The organism is uncultured Fretibacterium sp. (assembly GCF_938030725.1).
In the GTDB taxonomy this organism is placed as follows: Bacteria; Synergistota; Synergistia; order Synergistales; family Aminobacteriaceae; genus Fretibacterium.
In genome coordinates this window covers 1-3,436 of sequence record NZ_CALHIQ010000030.1, presented here as the reverse complement: position 1 = coordinate 3,436, position 3,436 = coordinate 1, and the positions used below count along the sequence as shown (strand labels likewise).

Below are 3,436 nucleotides of genomic sequence, written 5' to 3'. Positions count from 1 at the left end.
GCCTCTTTTGGCCTTGTCCCCGCGGGGCGATCGCTTTTGGGGAGCTTTTGCAGCCCCGAGGTCTGATGGTCCCCGATGGTCTATAATACAGGGGGATGAAACGTCCGATTCCGTAAATCTTTGAGGGGGTCGTCGATCATGAAGGCGTCTTTTAAATTGTGGCTTTATGCGCTCGCGCTGTTGTGCTTCGCGTGGGAGGGCGCGGCCGCCGCGTCGGATTTCGAGTTCAGGGGCGGGATTGAGCCGAAGGACCCGACGTCGCGCCTCCTGGCCTTTTACGTCAACCGCTTCACGCCGGAGGAGCTCACGCTGACCATCGACGGAGAGCCGGACGCCTCAGGCCGCTACCGGGACCTGTACATGGACCTGACGGGCGTCATGATCGAGGGCGTGAGGCTGGACAAGCTGACGTTCCGCATGCTGGACGTGCAGTTCAACGCGCCGGAGAATTGGGCGTCGGGCGACGTGGAGTGCAGGAGCGCACTCCAAATCTACGCCTATGGGCGCATCCTCCAGGATGACATCAACCGAAGCTTGGAGGCCAAGACCTTCGGCGAGGACGACCACTGGCGCCAGGTCTCCATGACCATCGCGCCGGAAGGGCTGAAGGGGCGGGGCTACTACATGGCGAAGGTGCTCTTCGTCACGCTGGACATTCTGATCGAGATCGACAGCGGGCTCAAGATCGTGGGGAACAAGGAGCTGTGGCTGAAGGACCCGCAGGTGAAGATCAATCGCCTCGACCTGCCGGACTACATCACGAATCAGGCCCTGTCCCAGATTCAGCCTCTGCTGGACCTCAACCGCTTCCCCCTGCCGATGAGCCTGCACAAGGTCGAATTGGAGGAGGGCCGTGCCATCCTCTCCACCCGCGTGCTGCCGGAGCCGATGGAGCGCGGCGTCACCTATCACTACACCGCGCGGTAGGCGTCGATGAACAGCATCGACCGCAAGCGCTGCCTCTGGGTCGTCGTTTCGGCGCTCGCTCAGGGCCTCCTGCTGGGGGCGTATTCCGTCACCCGAAGCGGCCCCTTCCTCTGCGTTCCGCTGACGCTGGTGGTCATCGTCCCCTTCGTCTTCTGGCTGGCTCAGGAGCACTGGGGCAGACGGCTTCGGCGCTTTCTGATGGGGCTGTCCCTCGTGCTCGCCGTCTTCTACGCCTACCGGCTGTGGTCCGTCTGGCCGGTGAACGACGGCTTTTTCCTCGTCCCCTCTCAGAGGATGGACGTGATCCGGGCCTGCATGGCCGTCTTCCTGCTGATCCCGTTCTTTCAGTGCCGCATCGCCACGTGGAGCTGGCGCGTGCCCTACTCGGAGATATTCTTTCAGCTGTGCCGCAACCTGTTCCTGCTCTTTCAGGCCGTCATCGTCATGGCCGTCTTCTGGGGGCTGCTCTTGACGGCCAGCCTGCTCTTCGACATCGTGGGGCTGAACTTCGTCCCCTACGTCCTGTTTCACCCCATGGTGGCCGCCCCACTCTCCACGCTCACGATCGCCGTTTCCATATTCGTCGCGCTGAAGCATCCCGGCATCGACTCCCTGGGGCGGTGGATCCTCTCCATCCTGGCCTGGCTCCTGCCCCCCTTCTCCCTGCTCTCCGTCGTGTTCATCGCCTGCCTGCCCTATTCGGGGCTGCGCACGCTGTGGAGTACGGGGCAGGCCAGTTCCCTCATCCTGCTCCTGGAGCTGGGGACGATCCTGCTGGCGAACGCCGCCTGGCTGGACGGAACGCGGAGCCCCTTCACCGGCAAGGGCGTCAACGTGCTGTCGCAAATATCCCTCCTGTGCCTCCCCTTCTACACGGTGATCTGCCTGTACTCCTTGGGGCTTCGGGTGGAGCAGTACGGCCTCTCGGTGGACCGGATTCAGGCGGCGTTCCTGGCGGTGGTGACGGGGATATGGGGCGTCGGTTACGCGGGGGCCGTCCTCATGCGCCAGTGGCCCTCCGCCATCGGGCGGGTCAACGTCGCTGCGGCCCTGATGATGACGCTTCTCGTCGCGGCCATGAACTCCCCCCTGCTGGACCCCTATCGGCTGGCGGCAAACAACCAGGCCGACCGGCTCCTGGGCGGGCGCATCGCTCCGGAGGACTTCGATTATCTCTACATGCGCTTCAGCCTGGGACGGTACGGCAATTACGCGCTGGAACGCCTCAGGGAGAGCCGTGGGCCGCGGGCCGACTCGATCCGGAAGCGGATCGTCGCCGCGATGGGCGTGGACCCGGAGGAGTACCTGCGGGACCTGGAGAGCAGCGTCGCCCCCGCGTCGCAGCGGCGAGAGATCCTTAACAACGCGAGGGTCTACCCGCGGGGACGCAGCCTCTCGAAGCCGCTGAAGGATTGTCTGGTTCAGATCTGGGAGGATGAGGAATCCATGCTGCGGAGCGTTCGGCACAGCACGGAGGTCGCCTTCGTGTTTCAGAGGGTGACGGACGACCCGGAGGAGGCGGGGGAGGACCTGTTGATGATCCTCAAGGGGATCGGGGTCGTTCTGAAGGTCAAGCAGAACGACGTGCGGCCGGTGGGGTTCTTCCAGGGGGAGGACATATCGCCCAGGGCCCTTGCCTCTTTGGACATTAAGGTTTTGGTGCCCCGGTTCCGCGACGTCGATTTCGGCGGGGTTCGACACCAGGTCCTGCCCCTGAGGTGAGGGGGAAGCGCCTCGAAAAAGGGCGCGGAACTGCGCCGTCGAGCGCTACCGTTCCGCGTCCTTTCGATACCGTGCGTAGAGCATCACGAGCTTGAACTGCTGTTCCATGGTGACGTCCGTGAACTCCAGCCCCGTGGTGAAGAGGCCGTCCGCCCGGTCGTAGACCATGAGGAAGTGCCCGTTCAGGACGAGGTCCTCCTCGACGTCCTTGAACTTGAGGCGGACGTCCTGCCATTCGACGTCGCTGTCCTTCAGGACCCCCGCCGTCTGACGCGGGCTGAAGCGGAGCCGGACGCCGGTGACGCTCAGGTCCAGCACCTCGGCAGCGAACCAGGCGTCCCCTCGAAGGGGCAGCTGAAACTCCGCGGAAGATTGATATCTCACTCTCGTGCAGCGACGTTTTTCCTTGCCGGCCGTGTTCTGCTCCAATGAATATCCCTCCACAAAACGCACCCCTCCATTTGGCTGCGCGTGATGCATACCTTATTAGCATATCACGTTTGAAGGGAATTGTGTATTAAAAGGGATAAAAAAAGGAAACACTGACTAGAACCTGTCGTTTATGGTTGTAAGGAGGTCTTTTGACGTGAAAATTGCCCTTTTTGCGAGGGGACGCTGGGCGTTTCTTCTGGCTGCATCCCTGCTGTTCGCGCTCCTGGCGGCCGCACCCGCCCGCGCCCTGGCGACGGACTGGCGGAGGCTCTGCGAGTCCGGAACGCCTGCGGAGGTCCAGGAAGCTTTGAGGACGAGCTCTGCGGACGAGCTCCTGCCCGACGGCAGCCGGCCG

The 3,436-nt window shown here is 63.2% G+C and carries 4 protein-coding genes; 3 read left to right on the top strand and 1 reads right to left on the bottom strand.

Annotated elements, in window-relative coordinates; all coding sequences use genetic code 11:
• Positions 1-138 precede the first annotated feature (138 nt).
• Positions 139-927 carry a DUF2993 domain-containing protein gene (locus Q0629_RS02175; protein ID WP_298778353.1) on the top strand — a complete coding sequence of 263 codons (789 nt, stop codon included), beginning with the start codon at positions 139-141 and terminating at the stop codon, positions 925-927.
• Between the two features lie 6 nt (positions 928-933).
• Complete coding sequence (locus Q0629_RS02170; RefSeq protein WP_298778352.1) at positions 934-2,649, top strand: DUF4153 domain-containing protein; 1,716 nt, start codon at positions 934-936, stop codon at positions 2,647-2,649.
• Positions 2,650-2,694: 45 nt separating this feature from the next.
• On the opposite strand, the gene Q0629_RS02165 is transcribed toward Q0629_RS02170, so the two are convergent.
• Positions 2,695-3,078, bottom strand: coding sequence for a PilZ domain-containing protein (locus Q0629_RS02165; RefSeq protein WP_298778350.1), 384 nt, complete (start codon positions 3,076-3,078; stop codon positions 2,695-2,697).
• Between the two features lie 157 nt (positions 3,079-3,235).
• On the opposite strand from Q0629_RS02165, the gene Q0629_RS02160 reads away from it, so the two are divergent.
• A partial coding sequence (locus tag Q0629_RS02160; protein ID WP_298778348.1) for a hypothetical protein occupies positions 3,236-3,436 on the top strand: 201 nt, incomplete at its 3' end.

Coding starts and splice junctions, on each gene's coding strand:
- Q0629_RS02175 (WP_298778353.1), top strand. CDS start 139: ATGAAGGCGTCTTTTAAATTGTGGCTTTATGCGCTCGCGCTGTTGTGC.
- Q0629_RS02170 (WP_298778352.1), top strand. CDS start 934: ATGAACAGCATCGACCGCAAGCGCTGCCTCTGGGTCGTCGTTTCGGCG.